The sequence below is a fragment of the Bradyrhizobium jicamae genome, assembly GCF_018130695.1.
In the GTDB taxonomy this organism is placed as follows: Bacteria; Pseudomonadota; Alphaproteobacteria; order Rhizobiales; family Xanthobacteraceae; genus Bradyrhizobium; species Bradyrhizobium jicamae_B.
Genome location: NZ_JAFCJX010000023.1, coordinates 103,942 through 130,615, shown reverse-complemented (window position 1 = coordinate 130,615; position 26,674 = coordinate 103,942). Strand labels below are relative to the sequence as shown.

Below are 26,674 nucleotides of genomic sequence, written 5' to 3'. Positions count from 1 at the left end.
GAATCAAAATGGATACGGGAAGGCGGTTCGGCCGTCAGGCAGTTGCGTCTTGATCGTTCCTTGTCAGCCAATCGGCGCGATCGGTCGGCACCAGCTTCAAGCCGTCGATGAAATGGTCGGGCCACGTCCGTTCGACGAACGGCAGCCACTCAATATACCGTGCAGTAAAATTCGGTTTGACGCGCAACAGCTCGTCGAGCGCAAGTCGCGACGAGGCGAGGTCGCCGAGCCGGACCAGCGCATTGATCTTGATGATATGCGCGTACCAATAGGCCTGGCGGCGCGCCAGTGCGTGATCGGCGTGCTCGACCGCCTCGCTCCACCGGCCGAGCATCGTGTAGGCCAGCGCAAGCTCGGTCAGGGAATAGAAATTGTGGTGGTCGTTCGAGGAGAGGCGGAGCGCCGCGCCGAGATGCACGATGGCCTGCTTCGGGTCGCCGGTCAGGTTGAAGCTCGTGCCGAGTTCGGCGTGCGCCAGCGCCAGGCTCGGATTGAGCGCGATGGACTGCTGCAGCAGCTCGCGCGCGGCGGCCGGACGGCGCAGCCACATCTCGGCCATGCCGGCCAGCATGTAGCCGCGGCCGTCATCGCGGTCGGCCTGGATCGCCCGCTGCGCCCATTTTCGCAGCTCCAGGATGCGGTCGGTGGACTCGCGGTCGGCCCAGATCGCCCAGCCCAGCGCGTAGGTCGACTGGATGATGGCCTCTGCCGAATCCGGATCGAGCGCACGGGCCTCGGCGAACAGCTTTTGCGCCATCTCGGAATCGGCGCGGGTCAGTCGGTTGAGATGCCAGCGGCCGCGCCAGATCAGGTCGCTGACGGTCAGGCTGTCGTGCCGTTTGCCGCGCGTGCGGGTCTGTTCGGCGTGATCGATCCGCGTCTCCAGATGCGCGACCAGCTCGGTGACGAATTGGCCGAAGGTGTCGCGCGCGGTCGGCGTATGCAGTGCAAAGCGTTGCGTCCAGACCGTGTGCTCGTTGGCGGCGTCGACCAGGCTCGCGATGATCAGATAGGTATCCTGGTCGCGGCGGAAACGTCCTTCGAGCAGGTATGTTGCGCCGAGGCTCTTGCTGACGAGCTTGCGGTCGGCACCCTTCGGAAACGAGAAGGACGAGTTGCGCGCGATCACCGGCAGCCAGCGGATGCGCGACAGGCGATCGATCAGCTCCTCGCTGATGCCTTCGGCGAGATAGTCGTCCGCGCTGTCGCCGGTGACGTTGACGAACGGCAACACCGCAAGCGCGGGGCTGCCGTCGAAGCCGTAAGGCGGCTGCGTGGTGTCGAGGATGTGCGCCGGCAGCGGCGGCGGCTCGCCATAATGCGGCTGCGCGGGCTCGGCGAGCTGTGTGTTCCGTGCTCTCGCTTCAGCCGCGAGCGTGCTGCGCTGTTCGCGGAGCCATTCCTCGAAACCGTCTTCGCCGACAATGTCGAGGCCTTCGAGAAATTCGGATGTCAGCGCCTGCTCCGGCGACAGTCGCGCATCGATGTCGACCGACGCGAGGTCGAGCCGGACTCGGTCGCGCTCGGAGATCAGCAGCGGGGTCGCGCCGCGGTTGAGCAGCTTGCGCAGGTTCGAGAGCTCGCGGCGCAGGCTCTGGCGCGCTTCGGTATGCTGCCGCTTGCCCCACAAGCGATCCTGCAGCCAGCCGCGCGTCCGTTCGCCGTCCCTCGCCATGGCGAGCATCGCAACCACCGCCACCCCCTTCTTGCTGGGGATTTCAATGCGCTCACCCCCAGGTTCCAGAAGCCGGAACGGCCCCAGTAGACCCAACGTGAAACGCTTCGCCGATGTCATGATTGCTGAAACTGCCCTTAACCCCAAGGCGAGCATAGCATTTTTCACTCTACTATCACGCTTTTTTCACGCCCTGAGCGCAGCTGGGTCACGCCACCTGGACGGGAGACCTGTCACACTGGGCCCAACAAGCAAAGCGAAGTGCCGATGCGTGTGGCGCTGCCGGAGCGATCGCTCCGCGGCCCATCGCTACGGCGATGGGCGAGTGGAGGCGGGACATGGCTCTTTCGGATGTTGCCACGACCTTTCGCAGCACGATTCCATCAGCGCTCGGGCAGGGCGCGCCGGCGGTCCGGGTCGCTGTGCTCGACGGCGTGGTCGATGCCACCCATCGCTGCTTCATCGGCGCCGATCTGAGGCCGCTGGAGACGCTGGCGAGCCAGGCGGCCGCCGGCAATCTGAGCGCGGACGGGACCTATGCGGCGAGCCTGATCTTCGGCCAGCCCAAGACTCCGGTCGAGGGCGTCGCTCCGCGTTGTCGGGGCCTGACTGTTCCGATCTTCGCCGGCGGCGGCATGCGCTGCTCCGAACTGGAGCTGGCGCGGGCGATCCGGCTCGCGGTCAAGCATGGCGCCCTGATCATCCATATCGGCGATGGCGCGTTTGCCCGCTGCGGCGAGCTGCATCCGGTGCTGAAGGACGCGCTGGCGGACTGCATTCGCGAGAACATCCTGATCGTGACCGCGGCTGGCAGCGAGGGTCTCGAGCTGCTCGGCACCGCCGCCCGCGCGGTACTGGTCGTCGATGCCTTGAGCGAGGACGGCCATCCGCTGCTGCCGGCCGAGCCGGCCTGGCGGACGGAGACCGTGCTGGCGCCGGGTGCCCATGTCTCGGGCGCGACGCTGCAGGGTGGTGTCGTCGCACGCAGCGGCGCGAGGTCGGCGGCGCCGCTGATCTCTGCATTCGCGGCGCTGCTGCTCAGCCATCAGGTCAAGCTCGGCGCGCAGCCGAATCCGTATGCGGTGCGCGAGGCGCTCCTGGAGAGCGCGGTGCGCTGCACGCCGTCCGGATCCGTCCGCATCAGCCTGCAGGGCGCGATCGATCACGTCGTCAGCGCGATCGAGACCGAGGGCGAGGCCGCGCGGTTGCTCGACAGAGTTGGGCTGGCGTCGAACGTCTTGCGGGCAGCGCGACCGTAAGACATCGATCTACATCCCAAACGAGGGGCGGCGGGTCACCCCGTCCGTGCTCGCCGCCCCCTCGATAGGATAGGCCGGATCGTTGAAGCCCGGCGTCGAGGGATGGCCCGTCACCACCAGCCGATCGATCAGCGCCTCATCGTCAGCCGTGAAGCGGTAATCGAGCGCGCGCATGTAGTCGTCCCATTGCTCTTCGGTGCGGGGACCGGCGATCACCGCGCTGACGAAGGCCGAGTTCAGCACCCACGACACCGCGAACTGTCCGGCGGTGATGCCGCGGCTCTCGGCGTGCCGCTTGATCTCCTGCGCCAGCTGCAACGACTCCGGCCGCCACTCGGTCTGCATCATGCGCTTGTCGTTGCGGCCGGCGCGGGTGTCGGCGCCCGGCGCCGCGTCGGGCACGTATTTGCCGGTCAGCACGCCGCGCGCCAGCGGGCTGTAGGGCACGATGCCGAGGCCGTAATATCCGCAGGCCGGAAAATGCTCGACCTCGGGCATCCGGTTCATCGCATTGTAATAGGGCTGGCTGACGATCGGACGATCGATGCCGAGCCGGTCGCAGATGTTGCAGATTTCGGCGACGCGCCAGGCCCGATAGTTGGAGACGCCGAAATAGCGCACCTTGCCGGAGCGGATCAGGTCGCCCATCGCGCGCACCGTCTCCTCGAGCGGCGTCGCATGGTCTTCCTTGTGCAGGTAATAGATGTCGATGTAGTCGGTGCCGAGCCGCTTCAGGCTCGCCTCCGCGGCCTGCAGCACCCAGCGCCGCGACAGCCCGCCATGATTGGGATCGTCGCCGATCGGGTTGGCGAGCTTGGTGGCGAGGATCCAGTTCGATCGGCGATTGGAGATCGCGCGGCCGACCACTTCCTCGGACTTGCCGCCATTATAGGCGTCGGCGCTGTCGATGAAATTGATGCCGGCCTCGCGCGCCTTCGCCACGATCCGCGACGAGGTCGCTTCATCGGTCGGGCCGCCGAACATCATGGTGCCCAGGCAAATCGGGGAGATCTTCAGGCCGCTGCGGCCGAGCTGGCGGTATTGCATGACGCTTGCTCCCTAGGACTCGTTCTTCAGGATCTTGAACACGCCGTTCGCCATCGCGATGCAGCGTCTGTCGACCGTCACCTCGGTGGTGATGAAGATCAGGCTCCGCGTCGAGCGCACCACGCGCGGACGGGTGATCAGGGTCTCGCCGATCTTGCCGGCTTCGACGAAATGGGTATCGAGCTGCACGGTGGCCAGCGTCGGCTTGCCCGAGACGAAGCGAGCGGTCATGCCGCAGGCACGGTCGGCAAAGGTCATGATGACGCCGCCCTGCACCAGGCCGCGGCGGTTGTGATGCTTGTCCTCGGTGATCAGCGCATATTCAGGCGCATCGCCGACCATCCGCTGCCACAGCGGACCGACGAGGCTCAGGAAACCGGTGGTGTCGACGATCTTCCAGCCGTCGGATTTGAGCTTGTCCGAAGGCTTGGTCCTCATGTGCTGGTCCATTTGCTGCAGGCGGGCATGATCTTTGGGCTCATTTCATCAAGCGCGGGACTGTTGTAGTCAAGATCGATGGCCCGCTCATTTGACGATGCCACCCGGCGGAATATCGCAGAGCTCTGCGCAGCGTTCTCCCGCGTCACGCCCGAGGAGGCCGCACCGACGCTGAAGCGCGCCGCGGTCGCGATCGTGCTGACGGAAGGCGAGGGCAATCGTGACGCAGCATTCCTGCTGACCCGCCGCAGCGCCAGCCTGCGCTCGCATCGTGCGCAATGGGCGCTGCCGGGCGGCCGCTGCGACGCCGGCGAGACGCAGGTGCAGGCGGCATTGCGCGAATTGCATGAGGAACTGGGGCTCCAATCGTCCGAGACCGACGTGCTGGGCCAGCTCGACGATTATCCGACCCGTTCCGGCTATCTGATCACGCCGGTCGTGGTCTGGGCCGATCCTGCGGCGGCGATCATTCCAAACCCGGACGAAGTGGCGTCCGTCCATCGCATCGGCCTCGACACGATCGAGGCGGAGGATGCGTTCACGTTCACCTCGATCCCGGAGAGCACGCGGCGCGTGATCCGTTTCCGCCTCGCGGGCCAGCAGATTCACGCGCCGACCGCGGCGCTGATCTACCAGTTCCGCGAAGTGCTGGCCGGACGCGACACCCGTGTCGCCGATCTGGAGCAGCCGGTCTTCGCCTGGAAGTAGGGAGGAAAACGAAAATGAAAAAATCGATCGTCGCACTCGCTGCGCTGGGGCTGATCGTCGCTTTGCATCCGGCACAGGCGCAAAACTATCCGAACCGCCCGATCACGCTGGTCATTCCCTTTGCACCAGGCGGCAGCACCTCGATCGTCGGCCGCGGCGTCGCGGAGAAGATGGGCGAACTGCTCGGCGAGAAGGTCGTGGTCGACAATCGCCCCGGTGCGGGCGGCACCGTCGGCACGAAGGCGGTCGCGAAGAGCGATCCCGACGGTTACACGCTCGTGCTCGGCTATACCGGCACGCTCGCGATCGGGCCCTCGCTCTACAAGAATGTCGGCTACGATCCGCGTAAGGATTTTGCGCCGGTTGGCATGATCGGCAATGCACCGAACTCCCTCGTCGTGCATCCGTCGTTTCCGGCCAAAACGGTTGCCGAACTGATCAGCTACGCCAAGGCCAATCCCGGCAAGGTCAATTTCGGCTCGGCCGGTGCCGGCACCGCGAGCCACATCACCGGCGAATATTTCGCGCGCGCTGCCGGCATCATGCTGGTGCACATTCCCTACAAGGGCACCGGGCCAGCGCTCACCGATCTGCTCGGCGGCCACATCCCGATGGCGTTTGCGCCGATCCCGGCCTCGCACACCAATGTTGCCGCCGGCAAGCTGCGGGCGCTGGCGGTGACGAGCGCGACGCGCTCGAGCCTGCTGCCGGAGGTGCCGACGATCGCGGAGGCCGGGCTGCCAGGCTTCGATGCCTCGCTCTATTACGGCCTCGCCGCGCCTGCCGGCACGCCGCGGCCGATCATCGACAAGCTGAACAAGGCGCTGCGCGATGCGCTCGCCTCCGAAGAGGTGAAGCGGCAACTCGGCAATGACGGCACCGACATCACGCCGGGTACGCCGGAAGCCTATGCCGAGTTCATCGACAAGGACGAGAAGAAGTGGGCGCAACTCGTCAAGGCGAGCGGGGTCGAGCAGGAATAGTCTTGCGGTGACGCGTTGCGGCCTTTGGCTGCACAAGCGCGGGCTTTGCCGTATCCGCCGGTTCCGGAGGCGGTGCCCGCGACACGTTGTCGTAGCAGGCGAATCGCGAACGCGTGTCCGGGAACAGCGCACAGTCGGGCCGTTCGGCCTGTGCCGCGCCCGTCAGCATCAATGCCGCCGCGGCGGCAGGCCAGATGGCTGATCGCATGGTGCGTTCTCCGGGTTTCTGCCGTGAACACCTGATACTCCCGCTTATTCTGGCCGCTGGCGGGGCATTCTGCCGCTTTTGAATGATTCAATCCGGGCTGACTTCGCGCCCGCGCTTGCTACAACGGGGATATGTCCTCACCATTGATTCGCTTCCATCTCGCCTTGGCCGCGCTTGCGCTGGTGATCGGTGCGCCGCAGGCGCTTGCCGTCGAAGCCAACGCATGGCCGCGGGCCACCGCCGACGCGATGGCGCAGTCGGCTTCGCCACAGGCGATCGCCGAATATCGCCGCAAGCTCGCGGAATATCAGGCCGCGCGCGCCGCCTTCGACGAGGAGGCCGGCGCCTATTGGAGCCAGATCTCCGAGAAGCGAAAGACCCGCAACGCCAAGCGACGCGGCGGACAGCAGGTGACGCTCGACGATTACGTGCTGACGCATCCGCCGCTCTATAGCGGCCCGAAGCGGCCGGTGAACCCGGAGCCGGAGGAAACGCCGGACCGTCCCCCCAAACGGCCGATCCCCGTGGTTGCCGATTTCCTGCAGGCGGCGCAGGAGCTCTACCAGTTCACGCCGCAGCGCCCGGCCAACGAGGTCGAGTTCAAGCGCGCCTATGCGCGCTACGCGATCGCCTCGGGGCTGACGCGCGAGCAGGCCGTGCGGGTCTATTCGTTCGAGACCGGCGGTACCGGAAGCTACGACGTGCAATCGGGCATCGAGCATGGCGGCAAGCGCGCGATCTCGACTGCGATCGGCTACAACCAGTTGCTGACCACCAACAGCGTCGAGTTGCTCGCCGAGCAGGGCCATGAGCTCATTCGCGCGCTGTCCGAGAAGGTCGCGCACGCCTCAGGGCCGGCGCGCAAGCCGCTCGAGCACAAGCTCGCGGTGCTGAAGCGCATGGTGGCGCACGCGAAGGCGGTGCCCGACACCTGGTCGGAGCACGAGAAGATCGGCAACACCGCGCAGGGCTGGGCCATGCACGCGATGGTGCTCGACGTCGACGTCGGCCCGATGCTGCAGACCCACAAGCTTTTGACCTCGGTGATCTTCGCCCGCGCCAAGGGCTATAACCGTCCGCTCTCCGCCGCCGAGCTCGAGATGATGAATCTGACCGGCGACGGCACCGGGCTCGACATGGTCACGATGCCGCAGGCGATGCGCGAGCAGGTGCCGACCTCGAACTTCTTCCAGCGCTCCGGCTATGAACGCAACCCGGTCGCGATCCGCCACAACACGGTCGCCAAGCTTCTCGCGGTCACCGACGAGCGGATGGATTTCAACAGCAACAAGCCCGGCGCAAAGGAATTGGCGGGCGCATTTTAGGTGTCGTCCCGGCCTGTGCCGGGACGACACCTAGACGTCAATTCGATCCGAACATGAACTTGCCGTCGCCTTCGAGATAGGGGCCGGTACGGCTGTAGAGCTGGCCGTTCTGGCCGATGAAGAACAGCGTGCCGCGCGGCACCTTCTTGGCGCCCTTCAAGAGCGTGCCGGCGTTGTTGGTGCCCATCTTGTAGGCGAAGGTCTTGCCCTCCTTGTCGTAGGCGTAGCCCATGTCGGACTTCAGCTCCCAGGGCGTTGCGGCCTGTCCAAATGCCGACGTGGTCAGCGCGGCCAGCGCCGTGGCCGCCAAAAAGGTCTTGGTTGAAAAAATCCTGGTTGAAGAATTCGTCATGCTCATCCTCCCGGCCGAAATGCTGGCGTCCCTCCAGCGGTTTTGAACAAATCACGAACGCGACGAAGCCGTCAATACGACGAGAGTCGTCATCGCTCACGGCAGCCAGCGACTTTGTGATTTCCCGCTTGCCGTGCCGCGACTATGTTCCCATTTCCGTCTACAAGATTTCAATTGCCAAAAATGTCCCGGGGGATGATTCGGATGAACCACGTCATGAAGATCGGTTTCGGTGTCGCACTGTCGTTCATGACGCTTGGTTCGGTGGCGCAGGCTGATGAATTCAAGCTGTCCCAGAACCAGCGTATCTCCTGCAGCCGCGGCCTGTCCGCCGGCAAGCTCAACACCGCGACCTGCAAGTCCTACGCCTATCTGTTCAACGTCAAGACCTCGGAATACTTCCGCTGCCAGGTCTCGCTGGCGCTGACCCGCGACAACAAGGAAGTGATCAACGTGCAGACCGACGGCGGCTGCACCAAGAAGCCGCGCATCTTCGACACCGACGGCAGCTACTCGTTCGACGCCACCGAGACCGAGCCGCCGAACACCAACTCGTTCTTCGGCCCCGGCGGCTACGCGATCTGGGCGAGCGACAACAACAACCAGAAGATCCGTGGCTGCATTACGATCTCCTCGGGCCTCGGCTCGGACATCTCGAAGTGCCTCGACATGACATTCCAGTGACGGCGGCCGCGGCCACAAACGTCCCCGGCCTCATCGTGGCTTCTTGTCGGTCTCCGTCGCCGAGTGCAGCCGTGACCGCGCGAACTTCTTGACGCTCATCGGCTTGCCGAACAGATAGCCCTGCACGAGGTCGAAGCCGAGCTCGTGCGCGGTCAGGAAGTCCGAGCGGGTCTCGACGCCCATCGCCAGCACCCGCGCGCCATGGTCGTGACCGAACTCGACGATGCGGCGGCAGACGCTCTGCTTCAGCCGGTCGTCGGCGGCACCCGTGACGAATTGCGCATCGACCTTCAGCTCGACGAACGGAAAGCGCGACAGGCCCATCAGCGAGGGCCATTCGGTGCCGAGCTGGTCGATCGAGATCGCGATGTTGTTCAGCCGCACCTCGCGCGCAGCCTCGATCACGAGGTCGAGGTCGTTGATCACCTCGTCACTGGAGATCTCGATCAGGAGGCCGCCGAACGCCGGATGGTTTGGCATGCGGCGGCACAGCTCGCGCACCGCCCAGCCATCGCGCAGGAACGACGCCGGCAGGTTGATCGAGAGGTCGACCGCGCCCTTCTGCTCCAGCAGATAGTGCCAATCCTCGATGACGCGGCCGATCACGAATTCCGACAGCGCGTAGAAATTCGGATCGCGATCGTCAGGGATGAAATAGGCCGGCGGCACCACGCCCCAGGCCGGATGCCGCATGCGCACCAGCGCCTCGGCGCCGACCGGGGCAAGCGTGCGGAGGTTGATCTTCTGCTGATACCAGAGTTCCAGCCAGCCGGTCTTGAGGGCTTCGGCCACGTCCACCGCGGGACTCGGCGCGGCTTCCAGCGGCAACAGCTGCGCGACACAGATGCGCAGCGAACTGGCGCTGAACGGCGTCGGCAGTGTCGGCAGCATCGCGATGCCGTATTCGTCGCCGATTTGCTGGACCGCCTTGACGATGATGGAATCGGGCTGCCCGATGACGAGAACCTTGCCTGCGAATTCCTTTCTCACCAAAGTCTCGAGAATTTTATCGATCTCGATGCCGCCCGTGGACACGCCGAGCACCAGGAGATCCGGCCGTTCCGCGTCCAGCACGCCGTCCAGTTCGCCGGCATCGCCGCATTCGCTGGTGATGAAGCCGAGATCCTCGAGCGCGTCGGCGAGGAAGGTGCGCAAGTGCTTCTTGCTGTCTGCGATGCAGGCGCGCGGCGTCAGCCTGCGATGCCCGAACCATCCGGCTCGCGCGTGATCGTTGCGATTGATGTGATTCATGCCCACCATGTCCGAAAGAACCCCGGCGGAGTCGTACATCGTCGGAGCGGCGCCAATCATGGAATTTTGGCGGCGACCGCGCGATTGGTGCGCTAACCTTAAAGCAGCAAGTTCGAATCAAATTGCGTGGGAACTGCGCGTGGCGCTTGCAACAAAAGCGTCATATGCCGCTCGCAATGGTGATTGTCTGACCGCAAGCGGCGTAAGCATCGCAGCGTGCGTGTGTCATCAAGAGACCGCGTTAAGGCCTGTGTTGCCGACTAACCTAGATCAATGCGGCGGACGTGCTTTCGTCGGCAATGTCTCGGGCATCAGCGCGCAGTAGCCGACGAGCCTTGCGCCGGCGATGGCGGCGAGGAACAGGAACGCGGCGCTGTAGCCGGCGTGCACGATGATGAGGCCGGCGACCGCGGTGCTGAGCGCGCCGCCGATCCCGGTGGCGGTGGCGATCGCGCCCTGGCTGACATTGAAGTGGCCGGTGCCGTGGGTGAGATCGGCGACGACGAGCGGAAACAGCGCGCCAAAGATGCCGGCGCCGATGCCGTCGAGCAGTTGTACGCCGACCAGCCAGTATGGATTGTCCGACAGCGGATAGAGTGCGCCGCGGATCGCGAGCACGGCGAGCGCCGTGGCGAAGATCGGCTTGCGGCCCCAGACGTCGGCCTTGCGCCCGACCAGCATGGCGACCGGCACCATCACCATTTGCGCCGCGATGATGCAGACTGACATCAGGGTGGTGCCGAGATTGCGGTTGATCAGCGCAAGCTTCTGGCCGACCAGCGGCAGCATCGCCGCATTGGCGAAATGAAAGATCACGGTCGCGCCCGCAAAGATCAAGAGCGGCCTGCAGGTCAGCAGCACCCGGAAGCCCGACGGCTTGTCGTGCGGCTCAGCGCAACTGCCATCGGCATCATCGAGCCCACGCGCGACCTGGTGGTCGATCGCGCCTGATGGGATCGACAACGTCGCGGCGATGCTGGCGAGCGCCATCGCGGCGAGCAGCCAGAACACCACGATCGGGCCGAACCAATAGGCGGTGGCGCCGGCGATCGCCGCGGCGGCCGCATTGCCGGCATGGTTGAAGGCCTCGTTGCGGCCGGTCCGCGCGGCGAACGCCTGCGGTCCGACGATGCCGAGGGTCACAGCGGCGATCGCCGGTGCGAAGATCGAGCCGGCGGCGGCCGCGAGCGCCTGCGTTGCGGCGACCAGGTCGAACCGGCCGAGCAGCGGCAGCACCAGGCAGGCCGCGGTGACCGCGATGGCGGCGGCGACCATCAGCCCGCGCTTGGCATGGCTGCGGTCGATCAGGGCGCCGGCGGGGGTCTGGGCGATGATCCCGGCGATGGCGGCGATCGCCATCACCGAGCCGATCGCGGCCTCGTCCCAGTGCTGCTCGGTCAGGAGATAGATCGCAAGATAAGGCCCGAGCCCGTCCCGCACGTCGGCGAGGAAGAAGTTCAGCGCGTCCAGTGTGCGCTGGGTCGTCCCGGACGGCTGCAAGTAATACCTCGCGTGGTAGGGCCGTGCCTCAACCCGCTCATGCGTGCGGGGTTCCGCAACTGCATGGCCCCATGCAGTTTTCGGCGTTCGCATGCGTCGATTGGATGGGTTGACCGGGCGGGGGCGTCCAGCCAATTTCCCGGCCGCTCAAGGGAGAAAAAGACTCATGAATTGGAAGTGCATGGCTGCTGCGATCGTGGCCGCCAGTGTTTTGTCCGCGCCTGCCGCGCAGGCCGAGCAGTTCATTAACGTGCTGACCGGAGGCACCTCCGGGGTTTATTACCCGCTCGGCGTCGCCATCGGAAAGATCTACGGCGACAAGATTCCCGGCGTGAAGACCCAGGTGCAGGCGACCAAGGCCTCGGTGGAGAATCTGGTGCTGCTGCAGCAGGGCCGCGGCGAGATCGCCTTCACGCTCGGCGACTCCTTGAAGGCCGCCTGGGAGGGCGACGCGGAAGCCGGCTTCAAGAGCAAGCTCGACAAGCTCCGCACCATCGGGGCGATCTATCCGAACTACATCCAGATCGTCGCCACCGCGGAAAGCGGCATCAAGACGCTCGCCGATCTCAAGGGCAAGAGCCTCTCGGTCGGCGCGCCGAAATCCGGCACCGAGCTCAATTCGCGCGCGATCCTGGCTGCCGCCGGCATGAGCTACAAGGACATGGGCAAGGTCGAATACCTGCCGTTCGCCGAATCCGTCGACCTCATGAAGAACCGCCAGCTCAACGCCACCTTGCAGTCGGCCGGCCTCGGCGTCGCCTCGCTGAAGGATCTCTCGACCTCGACCGAGATCAGCGTGGTCGCGGTGCCGAAGGAGACCGTCGACAAGATCGGACCGCCCTTCGTCTCCGTGATTATCCCGGCCAACACCTATACCGGCCAGGACAAGGACGTCCCGACCGCGGCGGTCGTGAACTATCTCGTCACGAGTTCCGTGGTGTCGGACGATCTCGCCTATCAGATGACCAAGCTGGTCTATGAATCGCTGCCGGAGCTCGCCAACGCGCACGCCGCCGGCAAGGAGATCAAGCTCGATACCGCGGCCAATGGCAGCCCGGTGCCGCTGCATCCCGGCGCGATCCGCTATTACAAGGAAAAGGGCCTGATCAAGTAGGGCTGCGCTGACGCCTCCAACCCGTCATTTGCGAGCGGAGCGACTTGTCCGCCGAAGCTTTAGCGAAGGCGGAAGCAATCCATGGTTCGGCAAAACGGACCGCTGGATTGCTTCGTCGCTTCGCTCCCTTGCACAAACGCGCTTCGCGTTTGTTGCAGGCAATGACAACAGGCCGGGTTTTTCCCGGTTTCCGGGGAAAAGCCTGACAGCTATAAGCGCCGTGGGCACGGCGGGGGAATCATGGATATGCAAGCGGAGGGCGCAGAGAAGCCCGTCAAGGTCGAGTTCGACAATTTCGAGCACGGGTTCCCGGAAGGGTTCGGTCCCGGCGGCTGGGGCAAGCTCGCCTATGCGATCGGGCTGGCCTTCGCGGTGTTCCAGCTCTATGTCGCCGCCTTCAACTACCTGCCGAGCCAGGTGGTGCGTGGCGTCCATGTCGGCTTCCTGATCCTGCTCACCTTCGGCCTGATCGGCAATTTCACCGCCAAGACCGATTTCGGCCGTGCCGTGAGCTGGCTGGTCGGTGGCTTCGGCTTCCTCTGCGGTCTCTATCAGTGGATCTTCTATGCCGATCTGATCGCGCGTGACGGCGATCCGACCCATATGGATCTCGCGGTCGGCACGCTGCTCGCGATCCTGATCTTCGAGGGCACAAGGCGGCTGATGGGCGCGGCGCTGCCGCTGATGTGCGGCGCGTGCCTGCTGTACTGGTTCTTCGGGCAGTATCTGCCGTCGCCGTTCAATCATCGCGGCTACGATTTCGACCAGATCATCACCCATCTCTCCTTCGGCACCGAAGGCTTTTACGGTGTGCCGATCTACGTCTCGGCGACCTACATCTTCCTGTTCATCCTGTTCGGCTCGTTCCTCGAACGCGCCGGCATGATCCAGCTGTTCACCGACGTCTCGCTTGGCCTGTTCGGCCGCACCCGCGGCGGTCCCGCCAAGGTCGCGGTGTTCGCTTCGGGCATGATGGGCACGATCTCGGGCTCCGGCGTCGCCAATGTCGTCACCGTCGGCCAGTTCACGATTCCCCTGATGATCAGGTTCGGCTACCGCCGCGCCTTTGCGGCCGGCGTCGAGGCCACGGCGTCGATGGGCGGACAGATCATGCCGCCGGTGATGGGCGCGGTCGCCTTCATCATGGCGGAGACGCTCGGCGTTCCCTATTCGGAGATCGTCAAGGCCGCGGTGATTCCGGCGGTGCTGTATTTCGCCTCCGCATTCTGGATGGTGCATCTGGAGGCCGGCAAGCACGGCCTCGTCGGCATGAAGAAGTCGGAGATTCCGAGTGCCTGGAAGGCGCTGGTGGCGCGCTGGTATCTCGTGCTGCCGCTCGCCGCGCTCGTCTACATGCTGTTCGAAGGCTTTACGCCGCTCTATGCCGGCAGCATGGGACTTGCGCTGACGGTGGCGCTGATCCTCGGCGCCAGCATCACGCTCGGCTTCTCGAACACCGTGATCCGCACCATCTTCTGGGTCGGGCTTGCGCTGGTCGTCGCCGCTATCTCGCGCAACGGGCTCGAGATCGTGCCGGTGGCGAGCGTCGTCGGCGGCCTGATCCTGATCGCCGCGATCACGCGCGGCGGCCGCGCCACGCTCGCCGCCTGCCGCGACTCGCTTGCCGACAGCGCCAAGTCGGCGCTGACCGTCGGCATGGCCTGCGCCATCGTCGGCACCATCATCGGCATGATGACGCAGACCGGCGTCGGCACCATCTTCGGCAGCTGGATCATCTCGCTCGGTGGCAAGAGCCTGTTCCTGGCGCTGATCATGACCATGCTGCTGTCGATCCTGCTCGGCACCGGCATCCCGACGATCCCGACCTACATCATCACCGCAGCACTCGCCGCGCCCGCGCTGGCAAAACTCGGCGTGCCCCTGATCGCGAGCCACATGTTCGCGTTCTATTACGGCATCATGGCCGATCTCTCGCCGCCGGTGGCACTGGCGGCGCTCGCGGCAGCTCCAATCGCCAAGGAGAACCCGGACAAGATCGGCTGGGAGGCGATGCGGATCGCGCTCGCCGGTTACGTCATCCCCTTCATCTTCGTCTACTCGCCGGCGCTGATGTTGCAGGCGGGCGATCCCATGCAGGCACAGCTCGGCTTCTATGGCGCCGTGGCGCTGGCGAGCTTCAAGGCGCTGGTGGCGATTGCGCTGTTCGGTATCGTCGCGATCGGCTTCCTGTTCACGCGGCTGACCCTGATCGAGATCGCGGTCGCCTTCGCCGGCGCGCTCTGCCTGCTCGGTGACTTCCGCTTCTCGGATACCGCGGGCTTCACGCTCGCCGCTACAGTGCTGATCTGGCAGTGGCGGCAGCGCACGCGCAACGCGGTGGCGGCGGCTTGAGCCTCTGCCTCGCCTCCGCCGGCGTGGTGAAGACGCTGTCGGTTGCGGCCTTCACGCTCGCCTGGACGCATTCGATCGAGAAGACGGCCTGGCAGGAAGACTGGCAGGTGACGCCGGCCGGGCTCGAATTGAAGCAGGCCCGCATCAAGGGGTTTGGCGCCGGCATGGAGCCGCCGCCGGAGACGCGGCTCGTCGACGGCTGGTTTCAGTGGTCGCCGCCGCCGGTCGCGCGGCCGGAGGTCGTGCTCGGCAATTCCGGCGCCGCGGGCGAATGGCGGCTATGCCATGATGGCGCCTGCCGGACGCTGTCGGAGATTTTCGGGCACCCGATCGGTGCTAATGTCACGGTCATGAGTGCTTGCGACAATCCGTAGCCCGGATGGAGCGAAGCGTAATCCGGGAACAGTGGCCCCGGATTACGCTGCGCTTTATCCGGGCTACAAGAACAACAAAACGGGAGAACAGGATGGATCGGCTCAAGGGCAAGGTTGCGATGGTGGTCGGCGCGGGCTCGATCGGGCCGGGCTGGGGCAATGGCAAGGCGACCGCCGTGAGCTTCGCGCGCGAGGGCGCCAGCGTATTCTGCGTCGATCGCAATGCTGCTGCGGCCGAGGAGACGGTGAAGCTGATCACCGATGCGGGGGGCAAGGCGATGGCGCATACCGCCGATGTCTCAAAGGCCGCCGAGGTCGAGGCGATGGTCGCGGCCTGTCTCAAAGCCTATGGCCGCATCGACGTGCTCGACAACAATGTCGGCATTGCCGAGGTGGGCAGCGTGGTCGAGGTCACGGAGGCCGAGTGGGACCGCGTTTTCGCCGTCAACCTCAAGAGCGCGTACCTCTCGATGAAGCACGTCATTCCCGTGATGATCAAGCAGGGCGGCGGCTCGATCATCAACATCTCCTCGATCGCCTCGATCCGCCATGTCGGCATCTCCTATGTCAGCTACAACGCCAGCAAGGCGGCGATGAACCAGATGACGCGGACGACCGCGGTCGAGTTCGCCTCGAAGCATGTGCGCGTCAATGCGATCCTGCCGGGGTTGATGAAGACGCCGATGGTCGAACATTCCGCGGGCCTCGCGCAGAGCTACGCCAAGGGCGATGTCGAGGCGATGTGGCGCGCCCGCGATGCGCAGGTGCCGATGGGCCACATGGGCGATGCCTGGGACGTCGCCAACGCCGCGCTGTTCCTTGCCTCCGACGAGTCGAAGTACGTCACCGGCATCGAGCTCGTGGTCGATGGCGGCATCACCTCGAAGTCAGGTACGTGAAGTCGTTATTTGACGCGTTTTCTTCACGCGAACCGGTACCCACTTCGCTCGAAAACGCTTTCGTATCACGCCTCCACGGCGAGCTCGGCGCGGTCGAGCTCTTCCTCGACCAGATGGAAGGCGTCGTCGCCGATCGCCTCGGTCTGGCGCAGTTTGAGCAGCGCCTGACGCGCGGCGGCGACGGCGCGTCGCCGCAGCGGGTCGGCCGGAAGCTCGCGCGAGGTCAGGCCGCCGTCCGGATCGGTCTCGGCGCGCAGCAGCACGGCGCGGTATTCGAGCCGAAGGATTTCGGCTTCCTCGGATGGATCCGCGTCGATCTCATCGAGCGCGGCACGGAAGGCGACGCTGCGGGCGTGGGCCGCCTCGCGTCCGACCGGATCGTCGTCGTCGAAGTTCAGCGCCAGGATCAGCGGCCGCAAGGTCAGGCCCTGGATCACCAGCGAGCCCAGCACTACGGCAAACGCCGTTAGCAGGATGAGGTCGCGAAACGGAAAGTATTCGGGCAGTGCAAACGCCGCCGCCAGCGTGACGATGCCGCGCATGCCGCACCAGGACACGACGAGGCCGCGCTTCACGTCCGGTACCGCCGGCACGACATGCGCGGGCAGCCAATTGCGCGCCTTCAGGGTGCGCAGGAAGGCGCCGTAGGGCATCACCCAGAGGATGCGCGCCAGGATCACGACTGCGAGAATGATTGCGGCAAAGGCGTAGTATTTGAAGCGCAGCTCGTCATCGAGCCCGGACAGGATCGGACGCAGCTGCATGCCGATCAGCATGAAGGCCAGCACGTTGAGCACGAAGACGACGGTTTCCCACACCGCGTAGGAAGAGACGCGCAGCCGCGCCGAGGTGCGGGCCGGTGCGGTCTGCGCGATGGTGATGGCATAGGCGATGATGGTGAGAATGCCCGAGAGCTCCAGATGCTCGGCGACGATCCAGGCCATGAAAGTGCCGCCGAATTGGGTGATGATCGCGCTCGGCGCCTCGGTGATGCGCCGCGTCATCATCATCCAGACCCGCGCGAACAGGAAGCCGGCGACGAGGCTGCCGACCAGCGCCAGCGCAATCGACGGCGCGAATTCGCGGATCTTCTCGTGCTCGGCAACGACAAGGCCGACGGCGACGCGATAGATCAGCAATGCGCTGGCATCGTTGAGCAGGCTTTCGCCCTCGAGGATCTTCTGGATCCGGTGCGGCAGCTTGACCTGGCGCAGGATCGCGGTGGCTGCGGCCGCATCCGGCGGCGCCACGATGGCGCCAAGCGCGATCGCAACCGCCCACGGCATGTCCGGGCGCAGCCAGTGCGCGGTCACCGCGACCGCTGCCGTCGTGATGCCGACCGCGGCCAACACCAGCGTCGAGACCGGCAGCCAGTTGGAGCGGAGATCGCGCAGCGAGGTGTCGAAGGCGGCGTCCAGCAGCACGGGCGCCACGAACAGCGCCAATGCCAGTTTCGGCTCCAGCGCCCAGGACGGCCCGGAGGGTACGAATGCCAGCAGCATGCCGCCGATGGCGAGGAACACCGGGTAGGGCACCTTGATCCGCCGCGCCAGCGCCGAGAGCGCGACTGCGCCGAGCAGGAGGGCGATGATCCATTCGAATGTCAGCACCTGGAAACCCCAAAACGCCGGTGGCCATACTGACGTATAATCCGCGGGATGGTTTTGCCGCAAATTGGCGGCTGTGCGAATGACGGGCCGCTGGTACGATTGGGTGCGGAGAGATAGTTCGGTTGGCGATGGTGATGCGTAGGGCTGCAAACTGGTTTTGGGCGATGCTGGTATGCGTGCCATGCGTGGTGCTGGCAGATGCCGCATCCGCGACCAGCAGCGAACCGGGCAAGGACGTGCAGGCCGATCCGGCGCCGTGTGCGGCGGCGGCCGCGACGACCGACGACGACAAGATCATCGATGCCTGCGGCACGCTGCTCGACAATGAGAAGACGGCCAAGCCCGATCGCATCAAGGCGCTGACGGCACGCGCCGCGGCGCTTGGCCGCAAGCGGCAGGACGACCGCGCCATCGCCGATTACGACACTTTGCTGCGGCTCGATCCGGCGCAGGCGGATGCGCTGAATGCGCGCGGCGAACTGTGGCGGCGCAAGGGCGACCGGCCCAAGGCGATCATGGATTTCGGCGCCGCGCTGAAGCTCGATCCCGCGCACGCGCTGGCCAAGGCCAATCACAAGTCGCTGTCGCTGGAGCTGGAGCGGCTGGGCGCGCTCAAGGCGGTTGCCGGCAAGCCCAGCTTCGATTGCCGCAAGGCGCGCCGCGCCGTCGAAAAGGCGATCTGCGCCAATCCGGAGCTCGCCGATCTCGACCGCGAGGTCTACGGCTCGAGCATCCGCCAGGTGCGCGAGGCCGCGTCCGATCCGCGCCTGGCGCGTCAGCTGCAGCGCGAGCAGGATCAGTTCATCGCCCGTCGCAATGCCGAGTTCGGCAAGCCGGGCTACGATCTGGCGAAGGCGATGCGCGATCGCTTGCTGCAGATCAACGGGGTCGACGGGTACTAGCCTAGTGCCAAGGTCGGTCTGATTTCGGCTTGAATCGCCGCCGCATCCCGTGACAATGGCGGACAAAGAGGTGAGCTACGGCCGCCGGGAGAGACGCCATGACCATTCACGACAACAGCCGGTACCATGAAGTGCATGCGCGCTCGCTGAAAGACCCTGAGGGCTTCTGGGCGGAGGCCGCGCGCGAGATCGACTGGATCGCGCCGCCGACAAAGATCTTCGATCCCTCAATCGGCGCCTATGGCCGCTGGTTCAGCGGTGCCGTGGTCAACACCTGCTACAACGCGCTCGATCGCCACGTCGCGGGCGGACGCGCTGACCAGGTCGCGCTGATCCACGACTCGCCGCTGACCAACTCGGTCTCGAAATTCACCTATGCCGATATGCTGAAGGAGGTGCAGACGCTCGCCGCCGTGATGGCCGATTTCGGCGTCGCCAAGGGCGATCGCGTTATCCTCTATATGCCGCTGGTGCCGGAAGCCGTGGTGGCGATGCTGGCCTGCGCGCGGATCGGCGCGGTGCATTCAGTGGTGTTCGGCGGCTTCGCGGCGAAGGAATTGGCGAGCCGGATTGACGATGCCAAGCCGAAGCTGATCCTGTCGGCGAGCTGTGGCATCGAGCCCGGCCGCATCGTGCAATACAAGCCGCTGCTCGACGAGGCCATCAAGCTCGCCAGCGCCAAGCCGGATGCCTGCATCATCCTGCAGCGGCCGCAGCAGACCTGCGAGCTGATCGCCGGCCGCGATCATGACTGGGCCAGCCTGCGCCGTGCCGCGCTCGAGGCCGGCAAGAGCGCCGCATGCGTGCCGGTGCTCGCGACCGATCCGCTCTACATCCTCTACACGTCGGGAACGACGGGCATCCCCAAGGGGGTCGTGCGCGACAATGGCGGGCATCTGGTCGCGCTGAAATGGTCGATGTTCAATCTCTATGGCGTCAAGCCCGGCGAGGTCTGGTGGTGCGGCTCCGATATCGGCTGGGTGGTCGGTCACAGCTACATCGTCTACGGCCCGCTGATTCATGGCGCGACCTCGATCATGTATGAGGGCAAGCCGGTCGGCACGCCCGATGCCGGCGCGTTCTGGCGCGTGATCTCGGAGCACAAGGCGGTTGCGTTGTTCACCGCGCCGACCGCATTCCGCGCCATCAAGAAGGAGGATCCGGAAGGGAAGCTGATCGGCAAATACGATCTGTCGTCGTTCCGCACCCTGTTCCTGGCCGGCGAACGCGCCGATCCGCCGACGGTGGAATGGGCCGAGGCGCAGCTCAAGGTGCCCGTCATCGATCACTGGTGGCAGACCGAGACCGGCTGGTGCATCGCCGGCAATCCGGTGGGGCTCGGCATGCTGCCGGTCAAGCACGGCTCGCCGACGGTGCCGATGCCGGGCTATCAGGTCGACGTGGTCGATGAAGCCGCAAAGCCGGTGCCGGCGGGCACGATGGGCTCGATCGTCATCAAGCTGCCGATGCCGCCGGCCTGTCTGCCGACATTGTGGCAGCAGGAGGAGCGCTTCAAGGAGGCCTACCTCACCGAATTCCCCGGCTACTACAAGACCTCGGACGCCGGCTACAAGGATGCCGACGGCTATGTCTGGGTGATGGGCCGCACCGACGACATCATTAATGTCGCCGGCCATCGTCTTTCCACCGGCGGCATGGAAGAGATCCTGGCCTCGCATCCCGACGTCGCCGAATGCGCCGTGCTTGGCATCAAGGATGCGATCAAGGGCGAGGTGCCCTGCGGCTTCCTGGTGCTGAAGGCCGGCGTGTCGCGCGCGCCTGCCGATGTCGAGAAGGATGTCGTCGCGCTGGTGCGCGAGAAGCTCGGGCCGGTCGCCGCCTTCAAGCTCGCGATCACGGTGGGGCGGCTGCCGAAGACGCGGTCGGGAAAGATCCTGCGCGGCACCATCAAGAAGATCGCCGACGGCGAATCCTGGACGATGCCGGCAACGATCGAGGACCCCAAGGTGCTCGACGAGATCGGCGATGCGTTGAAGGGCAAAGTCTAGCGCGCGAAAAGCAGAAGCAGCCCGGGGCAGGGAGGATTGCCCGGGCTGCTTCCGCCGTTGCGCGCTCGTCTCGAGGTGGACCCGAGCGAACGCTACTGCTTGACGAGCGTCGCGACCGTCACATGCGGCCAGCTCAGCCCGTTGAAGTTCAACAGCACCGTCTGCGTGTATTGCAGCTGATGCTTGATGGCGCCGTTTGGCTCACGGATGATCTCGAGCCAGAAGGTGGATTCGACCTCCACGGCGCTTGCGTTGGGGCCATCAGCCGCGCCGACGAGGAACGCGATGTTGGAGGTGCCGCCGCCACTCGTCGGAGGCTTCAGCGGCGTGGTCGAGACGTTCAGCACCGTGGTCGAGATGATGTGCTGCCCGGCGATCGCCTTCACCAGCACGCTGTTGGGATCGTCGACCATCGCTTGCGTGACTTGCGGAATGTCGCCGGGCGGCGTGCGGAACTGACTCGGCGCCGCAAGATTGGTCTCCGGAAACTGGATCTTGTTGTTGGGATCGCCGATCACGAACGGCGTGATGCTGACCGGCTTGATCTCGGGTCCGCCATTGTGCGGCGCGCCGGTGCCCTGCGCGACCAGCGACGTGCCATGCGGAATGTTGGCAAGCCGCGCCACCGTCGGCGGATCCTGCGGATCCGTGGTCTCGGGCGTGCTGATCCAGAGCCCGGGCTCGATATGGATGCCGGCGAGCTTGCCGTTCGGCCCCAGCACATGCGCGTCCTGGATCTGCTGCAAATAGCGGATGCCGTGCAGATTGACGTCAGCCTGCAGGAAGCCGCGGTTCGGAATGTCGCCGGGAATCTCGTCGAACTGCAGCGTCTCGATGGTCTCGTTCAATTCCAGGAAGCGATCCTGCGAGCCGTGGAACGGCCGCCAGATCTGGTTGAAGCCGCGGCCCTTCCAGGTGCCTGGCATCAAAGCGAGAGGACCGAGGAGGCTGCGCATCTGCGCCGGTGCAGCCTGGAAATCAGCCGCGCCCGGTATCGCGTTGTTGGCGATACGGCCGGATACGGATGTGAGTTGGAAATCGTCGAGGACGTCCATGCGAAATTCTCCGTCGTTGCAAATTGAAGAGAGATCGTTGCTCCGCCGATACAACTTGGGAATGCAATCTAGTATGAATTGAGAATTGAGATTGAGAGATGGTTCACAATGCCGCAGCGGCCGGGACGTTAATTTCGCCGTCGCGGAGGGGCGCCGTCGCAGGCGTTGCCGCTGGGTCTTGCGTGACCAGCCGATCGCGTTCCCCGTCTCATTTGGAAGCAAAATCGCCTTGATTTTGATGGATTACCGCGTCATCCCGGTCCGGATTTCCTTGCTCGTGCGGTGATCCCGTCGGAAACCGCGTCACGTTCCCTGTCACACTCAAGAGACGAACGGACTGTCTGGATGCGATCGATTTCCGCCCGCGCGCCTTTGGCGTTGTTGCTCGCACTGCCGCTGCTGGCCGGATGCCTGGAGCGCGGCCAGCCATCGCTTGCCGAGACCACGATGGGGGACGACGATCAGTTCTGCCAGGCCGGCGGCAAGGTCAAGGTCGGCTCGCCCGACTATGTCTCCTGCCGCAAGGACCGCGACGTCCAGCGCCAGCGCCTGGAGGCCCGCGCCGATCGTCGGCAGCGCGATCTCGGCGAGTACATGCTGAACAATCCGAACAGGCCGTAGCTGTTAGGCAAAGACACGCCCACACCACAAGTGTCATCGCCCGCCTTGTGCGCAATTGCGCACTGGGGCGGGCGACCCAGTACGCCGGGAAGATTGTTGTTGAGCTGAAAGGCCGCGGCGTACTGGGTGCCCCGCTTTCGCGGGGCATGACAGCGGAGAAGGGGCGGAATCGTGCATCGAAAAAAACGCGGCAAGGTGACCTGCCGCGTCTCGCATTGTCGCTATCGATTTCGAGAAGCGCTTACTCCTCGTCGTCCTGCTTCTTGCCGCCGATAGTCTTCAGCTTGGCGAACACGGCGTCGACGTTGAATTCGTCCTGCTGGCGCTCGGTCGGCTCGTAGTCGGGCTGATCCTTGCGCGTGGTCTCGGAGGCCGGCAGCAGCGTGGCGCCGCCGTAGACGGTGGCGGTCGGCTTTTCCTTGGCGGCGCGCTGCACCTCGAAGTCGAGCTCGATCTGCGAGCAGAGGCCGAGCGTCACCGGATCCATCGGCGTAAGCGTCGAGGCGTTCCAGTGGGTGCGGTCGCGGACGCTGGCGATCGTGGTCTTGGTGGTACCGACCAGGCGCATGATCTGCGCGTCCTTCAACTCGGGGTGGTTGCGCACCAGCCAGAGGATCGCGCTCGGTCGCTCGTGGCGGCGCGACACCGGGGTGTAGCGCGGGCCCTTCTTCTTGGCGGCGGTCGGCAGCACCACCTTGCTCTCCTCGAGGCGAAGACGGTGGTCCGGGTCGCGCTCGCCCTTTTCGATCTCCTCGCGGGTCAGCTGGCCGTTGGAAATCGGGTCCGAGCCCTTGATCCCCTGGGCGGCGTCGCCGTCGGCGATGGCCTGGATCTCCAGCGGGTGCATTTTGGTGAAATCGGCGACCTGGTTGAAGGTCAGCGCGGTGTTGTCGAGCAGCCAGACGGCAGTTGCCTTCGGCATCAGCGGGGCGTTGCTCATGGCAAATCTCCTTTGTGCTTCGCCCACCCTTTTGAGGCGAAACCGGTGGTCATCGGCGATAACGGGAATTATGGGCCTATATAGTCCCTCCCGGGGTAACGGCGCAATGGGCCATGAAATGAGCCTTGACTCTGCCCGAAAGGGGTCCCAAGTCCTACCCTGTATCGGCCGTTCCCCGCCCGCCGGCGAGGGGTGATTCGGTCCCGGGATTACCCCATGTCAGCCAAGAAACCAGACCTGAGAATCGTGCTTTGTTCCCCGCGCGGCTTCTGCGCCGGGGTGGTCCGCGCCATCGATACGGTGGAACGGGCGCTTACCATCTATGGCGCCCCCGTCTATGTCCGGCACGAGATCGTGCATAACAAATACGTGGTCGACAGCTTGAAGACCAAGGGCGCCATTTTCGTCGAGGAATTGGCCGAAATCCCCGACGATACCAACGCTCCGGTGGTATTTTCGGCCCATGGCGTGCCGAAATCGGTTCCGGCCGAGGCCAAGGCCCGCAATTTCTTCTCGCTGGACGCGACTTGCCCGCTGGTGACCAAGGTCCACCGCGAGGCCGCCATCCACTTCAAGCGCGGCCGCGAGATCTTCCTGATCGGTCACTCCCATCACCCCGAGGTGGTCGGCACGTTGGGCCAGCTGCCGGTCGGCGCGGTGACCCTGATCGAGACCGCCGAGGACGCCAAGACCATCAATCCGAAGAACCCTGATAACCTCGCCTTCGTGACCCAGACCACGCTGTCGATCGACGACACTGCGGAGATCGTGGCGCTGCTCAAGGAGCGCTTCCCGAACATCAACGGGCCGCACAAGGAAGACATCTGCTACGCCACCACCAACCGCCAGCTCGCGGTGAAGAAGGTGGCGCCGGTGGTCGACGCGCTGATCGTGGTCGGCGCGCCGAACTCGTCGAACTCGCAGCGGCTGCGCGAAGTCGCCGAGCGTGAGGGCTGTCCCATTGCCGTGCTGGCCCAAAGGGCGAGCGACATCGACTGGGCGCGGTTCGAGGGCATCAAGAGCCTCGGCATCACCGCGGGCGCCTCGGCGCCGGAGGTGATCGTCGAGGAGATCATGGGCGCCTTCGCCGAGCGCTTCGAGCTTCACGTCGAGACGGTGTCGGCCGCGGAAGAGAACGAGTTCTTCCCGCTGCCGCGCTCGCTGCGTCCCGAAGCCGTCGCCGAGTAATCGTCGATGGCGGTCTACACCGACGTCGCCGCCGAAGATCTCGCGGAATTCCTCAAGGGTTACGACATCGGCGAATTGCTCTCCTACAAGGGCATCGCCGAAGGCGTCGAGAATTCGAACTTCCTGCTGCACACCAGCAAGGGCGCCTACATCCTCACGCTCTATGAGAAGCGCGTGGCGGAAGACGATCTGCCGTATTTCCTGTCGCTGATGGCGCATCTGGCCGCGCGCGGCGTGTCATGTCCGCAGCCGGCGAAGAACCGCCAGGGCGAGGTCTACAGCCGGCTGGTCGGCCGCCCCGCGGCGATCATCAACTTCCTCGAGGGCATGTGGCCGCGGCGGCCGAACGTGGCGCATTGCGCCGGCGTCGGCGATGCGATGGCCAAGATGCATCTTGCCGGGTGCGATTTCCCGCTGGTGCGCAAGAACCCGCTCTCGGTCGGCGGCTGGCGATCGCTGTTTGCGCCATCGGCGCCGCGTGCCGACAGCGTGCAGGCCGGCCTGCACGATTTCATCGCGCGCGAGCTCGATTTCCTCGAAGCCAACTGGCCGGCCGATCTGCCTGATGGCGTGATCCATGCCGACCTGTTTCCCGACAACGTGTTCTTCCTCGGCGACAAGGTTTCGGGGCTGATCGACTTCCCGTTCTCCTGCAACGACATCCTGGCCTATGACGTCGCGATCTGCCTGAACGCATGGTGCTTCGAGCCGGATCACTCCTTCAACGTGACGAAGGCGCGTGCGCTGCTCAACGCCTACGGCCGCGAGCGTCCGCTGTCGGCGGCGGAAGAGAATGCGCTGCCGCTGCTGGCGCGCGGCGCCGCGCTGCGCTTCCTGCTGACGCGCCTGGTCGATTTCCTCAACGTGCCGCCGGGTGCGCTGGTGAAGCCGAAGGATCCCCTGGAATATGTCCGCAAGCTGCGCTTCCAGCAGCAGGTTGGGGGCTTGCGCGATTACGGCGTGACGCCGGCCGGGTGCGCGGCGTGAGCGAGAAGCCGCTGGTCACCATCTTCACCGACGGCGCCTGTTCGGGAAATCCCGGACCGGGCGGCTGGGGCGCGATCCTGCGCTTCGGCGAGGTCGAGAAGGAATTGAAGGGCGGCGAGGCCCACACCACCAACAACCGCATGGAACTGATGGCGGCGATCTCGGCGCTGGAAGCGCTGAAGAAGCCGTGCACGGTCGATCTCACCACCGACAGCCAGTATGTCCGCCAGGGCATCACCGGCTGGATCCACGGCTGGAAGCGCAACGGCTGGCGTACCGCGGACAAGAAGCCGGTCAAGAATGTCGAGCTGTGGCAGCGCCTCGACGCCGCGCTGAAGCCGCACGAGGTGCGCTGGCACTGGATCAAGGGCCACGCCGGCCACGCCGAAAACGAGCGCGCCGATGAACTCGCGCGCGAGGGCGTGGCGATGGCGAAGTTGAAGGGGTAGGCGACATTCATCGCCACCCCCACAACTGTCATCGCCCGGCTTGTGCGCAATTGCGCACACGGACCGGGCGACCCAGTACGCAGCGGCTTATCCGATGATCTCAACGCCTCTGGAATACTGGATCGCCCGCTCCAGTGCGCAAGTGCGCACAAGGCGGGCGACGACAGCTTGTCGCGTTGGAAAGACTTCAGCTCACAGCTGCCCGAGCAGCGTGTCGCCGCCGGAGACCTCGACCTTGCCCGGCGCCGGCTCGAGGTTGAGCTTGGTCACCTTGCCGTCCTCGACCACCATCGAATAGCGCTTGGAGCGGATGCCCAGCCCGTTGCCGGAGGCGTCGAGCTCCATGCCGATCGCCTTGGTGAAGTCGGCGTTGCCGTCGGCGAGGAAGGTGGCTTCGTCGCGCTGGTCGGTGTCGCGCTTCCAGGCGTTCATCACGAAGGCATCGTTGACCGAAACGATCGCGATGGTGTCGACGCCCTTGTTCTTCATGGCATAGGCGTTGAGGAAGATGCTCGGCAGATGCATCTTGTGGCAGGTGCCGGTATAGGCGCCGGGCACCGCGAACAGGGCGACCTTCTTGCCCTTGAAGATGTCGTCGGTGGTTTTGACCTGCGGGCCCTCGGCGGTCATCACGCGAAACTTGGCTTCCGGCAGCTTGTCGCCAACTTGGATGGTCATCTCAATTCTCCCTCGGTGAAGCGGCCAAGTCTTTCAGACCCGGCGGTCGGACGGCACAATATTCGC

At 65.2% G+C, this 26,674-nt stretch carries 24 protein-coding genes and 1 pseudogene; 15 read left to right on the top strand and 10 right to left on the bottom strand.

What is annotated here, in order from left to right; all coding sequences use genetic code 11:
• Positions 1–34: 34 nt before the first annotated feature.
• Positions 35–1,675, bottom strand: a complete 1,641-nt coding sequence (locus tag JQ604_RS29455) for a hypothetical protein (protein WP_249158808.1) — start codon at positions 1,673–1,675, stop codon at positions 35–37.
• 338 nt (positions 1,676–2,013) lie between these two features.
• Here JQ604_RS29455 and JQ604_RS29450 point away from each other — a divergent pair, with 338 nt between their 5' ends.
• Entirely contained in the window at positions 2,014–2,934 is a 921-nt protein-coding gene (locus tag JQ604_RS29450; RefSeq protein WP_212364189.1) for a S8 family serine peptidase, read from the top strand.
• Between the two features lie 35 nt (positions 2,935–2,969).
• Here JQ604_RS29450 and JQ604_RS29445 read toward each other — a convergent pair.
• A pseudogene (locus tag JQ604_RS29445) lies at positions 2,970–3,981 on the bottom strand (aldo/keto reductase).
• 12 nt (positions 3,982–3,993) lie between these two features.
• Positions 3,994–4,419 (bottom strand): PaaI family thioesterase, encoded by a 426-nt coding sequence (locus JQ604_RS29440; RefSeq protein WP_212364187.1) that lies wholly within the window; start codon positions 4,417–4,419, stop codon positions 3,994–3,996.
• A 78-nt stretch (positions 4,420–4,497) separates the two neighbouring features.
• Between JQ604_RS29440 and JQ604_RS29435 the strand changes: the two genes are divergently transcribed.
• The 3 genes from JQ604_RS29435 (at position 4,498) to JQ604_RS29425 (ending at position 7,643) form a co-directional block, all read left to right on the top strand.
• The gene (locus tag JQ604_RS29435; protein ID WP_212364186.1) at positions 4,498–5,127 is read left to right on the top strand and encodes an NUDIX hydrolase; all 630 of its coding nucleotides are present in this window, start codon (positions 4,498–4,500) and stop codon (positions 5,125–5,127) included.
• Between the two features lie 14 nt (positions 5,128–5,141).
• Positions 5,142–6,110 (top strand): Bug family tripartite tricarboxylate transporter substrate binding protein, encoded by a 969-nt coding sequence (locus tag JQ604_RS29430; protein ID WP_212364185.1) that lies wholly within the window; start codon positions 5,142–5,144, stop codon positions 6,108–6,110.
• 339 nt (positions 6,111–6,449) lie between these two features.
• Positions 6,450–7,643, top strand: a complete 1,194-nt coding sequence (locus tag JQ604_RS29425) for a hypothetical protein (protein WP_212364184.1) — start codon at positions 6,450–6,452, stop codon at positions 7,641–7,643.
• A 37-nt stretch (positions 7,644–7,680) separates the two neighbouring features.
• On the opposite strand, the gene JQ604_RS29420 is transcribed toward JQ604_RS29425, so the two are convergent.
• A complete protein-coding gene (locus JQ604_RS29420; protein WP_212364183.1) occupies positions 7,681–7,995 on the bottom strand; it encodes a hypothetical protein in 315 nt (104 codons plus the stop codon).
• Between the two features lie 204 nt (positions 7,996–8,199).
• Between JQ604_RS29420 and JQ604_RS29415 the strand changes: the two genes are divergently transcribed.
• Complete coding sequence (locus JQ604_RS29415) at positions 8,200–8,679, top strand: hypothetical protein (protein ID WP_212364182.1); 480 nt, start codon at positions 8,200–8,202, stop codon at positions 8,677–8,679.
• Positions 8,680–8,709: 30 nt separating this feature from the next.
• Here JQ604_RS29415 and JQ604_RS29410 read toward each other — a convergent pair whose 3' ends face one another.
• Both JQ604_RS29410 and JQ604_RS29405 read right to left on the bottom strand, forming a co-directional pair.
• Positions 8,710–9,930 carry an EAL domain-containing response regulator gene (locus JQ604_RS29410; RefSeq protein WP_212364181.1) on the bottom strand — a complete coding sequence of 407 codons (1,221 nt, stop codon included), beginning with the start codon at positions 9,928–9,930 and terminating at the stop codon, positions 8,710–8,712.
• Between the two features lie 270 nt (positions 9,931–10,200).
• Positions 10,201–11,430, bottom strand: a complete 1,230-nt coding sequence (locus tag JQ604_RS29405) for an MFS transporter (RefSeq protein WP_249158806.1) — start codon at positions 11,428–11,430, stop codon at positions 10,201–10,203.
• Positions 11,431–11,596: 166 nt separating this feature from the next.
• On the opposite strand from JQ604_RS29405, the gene JQ604_RS29400 reads away from it, so the two are divergent.
• From JQ604_RS29400 to JQ604_RS29385, 4 genes are all read left to right on the top strand, one after another.
• Complete coding sequence (locus JQ604_RS29400) at positions 11,597–12,544, top strand: TAXI family TRAP transporter solute-binding subunit (protein WP_212364179.1); 948 nt, start codon at positions 11,597–11,599, stop codon at positions 12,542–12,544.
• A gap of 240 nt (positions 12,545–12,784) precedes the next feature.
• Positions 12,785–14,896, top strand: coding sequence for a TRAP transporter permease (locus JQ604_RS29395; RefSeq protein ID WP_212364178.1), 2,112 nt, complete (start codon positions 12,785–12,787; stop codon positions 14,894–14,896).
• Positions 14,857–15,270, top strand: a complete 414-nt coding sequence (locus JQ604_RS29390) for a DUF1850 domain-containing protein (protein ID WP_212364177.1) — start codon at positions 14,857–14,859, stop codon at positions 15,268–15,270. Before JQ604_RS29395 ends, JQ604_RS29390 begins: the two co-directional genes overlap by 40 nt.
• A 92-nt stretch (positions 15,271–15,362) precedes the next feature.
• Complete coding sequence (locus tag JQ604_RS29385; RefSeq protein ID WP_212364176.1) at positions 15,363–16,169, top strand: SDR family NAD(P)-dependent oxidoreductase; 807 nt, start codon at positions 15,363–15,365, stop codon at positions 16,167–16,169.
• 65 nt (positions 16,170–16,234) lie between these two features.
• On the opposite strand, the gene JQ604_RS29380 is transcribed toward JQ604_RS29385, so the two are convergent.
• A complete protein-coding gene (locus JQ604_RS29380) occupies positions 16,235–17,779 on the bottom strand; it encodes a cation:proton antiporter (RefSeq protein ID WP_212364175.1) in 1,545 nt (514 codons plus the stop codon).
• Positions 17,780–17,913: 134 nt separating this feature from the next.
• On the opposite strand from JQ604_RS29380, the gene JQ604_RS29375 reads away from it, so the two are divergent.
• On the top strand, positions 17,914–18,681 hold the full coding sequence (locus JQ604_RS29375; RefSeq protein WP_249158804.1) for a hypothetical protein: 768 nt from the start codon (positions 17,914–17,916) through the stop codon (positions 18,679–18,681).
• Positions 18,682–18,779: 98 nt separating this feature from the next.
• Positions 18,780–20,690 carry a propionyl-CoA synthetase gene (locus JQ604_RS29370; protein ID WP_212364174.1) on the top strand — a complete coding sequence of 637 codons (1,911 nt, stop codon included), beginning with the start codon at positions 18,780–18,782 and terminating at the stop codon, positions 20,688–20,690.
• 92 nt (positions 20,691–20,782) lie between these two features.
• Here JQ604_RS29370 and JQ604_RS29365 read toward each other — a convergent pair whose 3' ends face one another.
• On the bottom strand, positions 20,783–21,745 hold the full coding sequence (locus JQ604_RS29365) for a heme-binding protein (protein ID WP_212364173.1): 963 nt from the start codon (positions 21,743–21,745) through the stop codon (positions 20,783–20,785).
• Between the two features lie 345 nt (positions 21,746–22,090).
• Between JQ604_RS29365 and JQ604_RS29360 the strand changes: the two genes are divergently transcribed.
• Entirely contained in the window at positions 22,091–22,366 is a 276-nt protein-coding gene (locus JQ604_RS29360; protein WP_212364172.1) for a hypothetical protein, read from the top strand.
• Between the two features lie 241 nt (positions 22,367–22,607).
• On the opposite strand, the gene JQ604_RS29355 is transcribed toward JQ604_RS29360, so the two are convergent.
• Complete coding sequence (locus tag JQ604_RS29355) at positions 22,608–23,306, bottom strand: DUF1013 domain-containing protein (RefSeq protein WP_212364171.1); 699 nt, start codon at positions 23,304–23,306, stop codon at positions 22,608–22,610.
• A 216-nt stretch (positions 23,307–23,522) separates the two neighbouring features.
• Between JQ604_RS29355 and ispH the strand changes: the two genes are divergently transcribed.
• Genes ispH through rnhA form a run of 3 tightly spaced genes read left to right on the top strand, consistent with a single transcriptional unit; the run spans position 23,523 to position 25,930 of the window.
• Positions 23,523–24,494, top strand: coding sequence for a 4-hydroxy-3-methylbut-2-enyl diphosphate reductase (gene ispH, locus JQ604_RS29350; RefSeq protein WP_212364170.1), 972 nt, complete (start codon positions 23,523–23,525; stop codon positions 24,492–24,494).
• Positions 24,495–24,500: 6 nt separating this feature from the next.
• Positions 24,501–25,481: a homoserine kinase gene (locus JQ604_RS29345; protein ID WP_212364169.1), complete on the top strand. Its 981-nt coding sequence runs from the start codon at positions 24,501–24,503 to the stop codon at positions 25,479–25,481.
• On the top strand, positions 25,478–25,930 hold the full coding sequence (gene rnhA, locus JQ604_RS29340; RefSeq protein WP_212364168.1) for a ribonuclease HI: 453 nt from the start codon (positions 25,478–25,480) through the stop codon (positions 25,928–25,930). Before JQ604_RS29345 ends, rnhA begins: the two co-directional genes overlap by 4 nt.
• Before the next feature lie 192 nt (positions 25,931–26,122).
• On the opposite strand, the gene JQ604_RS29335 is transcribed toward rnhA, so the two are convergent.
• Positions 26,123–26,608, bottom strand: a complete 486-nt coding sequence (locus tag JQ604_RS29335) for a peroxiredoxin (RefSeq protein ID WP_212364167.1) — start codon at positions 26,606–26,608, stop codon at positions 26,123–26,125.
• Between the last annotated feature and the right edge of the window lie 66 nt (positions 26,609–26,674).

Excerpts from the sequence above, each read along its gene's own strand:
- JQ604_RS29375 (WP_249158804.1), top strand. The coding sequence starts at position 17,914 with ATGCGTAGGGCTGCAAACTGGTTTTGGGCGATGCTGGTATGCGTGCCA.
- JQ604_RS29415 (WP_212364182.1), top strand. The coding sequence starts at position 8,200 with ATGAACCACGTCATGAAGATCGGTTTCGGTGTCGCACTGTCGTTCATG.
- JQ604_RS29410 (WP_212364181.1), bottom strand. The coding sequence starts at position 9,930 with ATGAATCACATCAATCGCAACGATCACGCGCGAGCCGGATGGTTCGGG.
- JQ604_RS29455 (WP_249158808.1), bottom strand. The coding sequence starts at position 1,675 with ATGGCGAGGGACGGCGAACGGACGCGCGGCTGGCTGCAGGATCGCTTG.
- JQ604_RS29365 (WP_212364173.1), bottom strand. The coding sequence starts at position 21,745 with ATGGACGTCCTCGACGATTTCCAACTCACATCCGTATCCGGCCGTATC.
- JQ604_RS29400 (WP_212364179.1), top strand. The coding sequence starts at position 11,597 with ATGAATTGGAAGTGCATGGCTGCTGCGATCGTGGCCGCCAGTGTTTTG.
- JQ604_RS29435 (WP_212364186.1), top strand. The coding sequence starts at position 4,498 with ATGGCCCGCTCATTTGACGATGCCACCCGGCGGAATATCGCAGAGCTC.
- ispH (WP_212364170.1), top strand. The coding sequence starts at position 23,523 with ATGTCAGCCAAGAAACCAGACCTGAGAATCGTGCTTTGTTCCCCGCGC.
- JQ604_RS29370 (WP_212364174.1), top strand. The coding sequence starts at position 18,780 with ATGACCATTCACGACAACAGCCGGTACCATGAAGTGCATGCGCGCTCG.
- JQ604_RS29345 (WP_212364169.1), top strand. The coding sequence starts at position 24,501 with ATGGCGGTCTACACCGACGTCGCCGCCGAAGATCTCGCGGAATTCCTC.
- JQ604_RS29335 (WP_212364167.1), bottom strand. The coding sequence starts at position 26,608 with ATGACCATCCAAGTTGGCGACAAGCTGCCGGAAGCCAAGTTTCGCGTG.
- JQ604_RS29355 (WP_212364171.1), bottom strand. The coding sequence starts at position 23,306 with ATGAGCAACGCCCCGCTGATGCCGAAGGCAACTGCCGTCTGGCTGCTC.
- JQ604_RS29450 (WP_212364189.1), top strand. The coding sequence starts at position 2,014 with ATGGCTCTTTCGGATGTTGCCACGACCTTTCGCAGCACGATTCCATCA.
- JQ604_RS29420 (WP_212364183.1), bottom strand. The coding sequence starts at position 7,995 with ATGACGAATTCTTCAACCAGGATTTTTTCAACCAAGACCTTTTTGGCG.
- JQ604_RS29430 (WP_212364185.1), top strand. The coding sequence starts at position 5,142 with ATGAAAAAATCGATCGTCGCACTCGCTGCGCTGGGGCTGATCGTCGCT.
- JQ604_RS29440 (WP_212364187.1), bottom strand. The coding sequence starts at position 4,419 with ATGAGGACCAAGCCTTCGGACAAGCTCAAATCCGACGGCTGGAAGATC.
- JQ604_RS29385 (WP_212364176.1), top strand. The coding sequence starts at position 15,363 with ATGGATCGGCTCAAGGGCAAGGTTGCGATGGTGGTCGGCGCGGGCTCG.
- JQ604_RS29360 (WP_212364172.1), top strand. The coding sequence starts at position 22,091 with ATGCGATCGATTTCCGCCCGCGCGCCTTTGGCGTTGTTGCTCGCACTG.
- JQ604_RS29425 (WP_212364184.1), top strand. The coding sequence starts at position 6,450 with ATGTCCTCACCATTGATTCGCTTCCATCTCGCCTTGGCCGCGCTTGCG.
- JQ604_RS29395 (WP_212364178.1), top strand. The coding sequence starts at position 12,785 with ATGGATATGCAAGCGGAGGGCGCAGAGAAGCCCGTCAAGGTCGAGTTC.